Origin of the sequence: Burkholderia sp. SIMBA_051 (genome assembly GCF_046534915.1) — a bacterium.
GTDB classification, from domain to species: domain Bacteria; phylum Pseudomonadota; class Gammaproteobacteria; order Burkholderiales; family Burkholderiaceae; genus Burkholderia; species Burkholderia ambifaria.
The window spans coordinates 1-236 of record NZ_JAWRXS010000906.1 but is presented as its reverse complement, the minus strand read 5'-3'; the positions used below and the strand labels follow the sequence as shown (position 1 = coordinate 236).

Below are 236 nucleotides of genomic sequence, written 5' to 3'. Positions count from 1 at the left end.
CGGCAAGGCAGGCACTGCAAGACTTCGCTGACGGCCCTTGGGGCGCGAAGTACCCGACCATCGTGCAGTCGTGGCAGCGTGCATGGGAGCACGTCATACCGTTCTTCGTGTTTCCGCCGGAGATTCGACGAGTTGTCTACACAACGGATGAAATGCACAAGTCCCACACCGCGCTTCGCTCGTTCGCTATGTTCGCGCCTGCGGCCACCGTATCGGCGCGCTGTCTGATTTGGGGC

At 61.4% G+C, this 236-nt stretch carries 1 protein-coding gene; it reads left to right on the top strand.

The window, feature by feature from the left end:
* Positions 1-236: transposase (locus SB771_RS37095; protein WP_410722299.1), on the top strand; the 236-nt coding region annotated here is incomplete at both ends.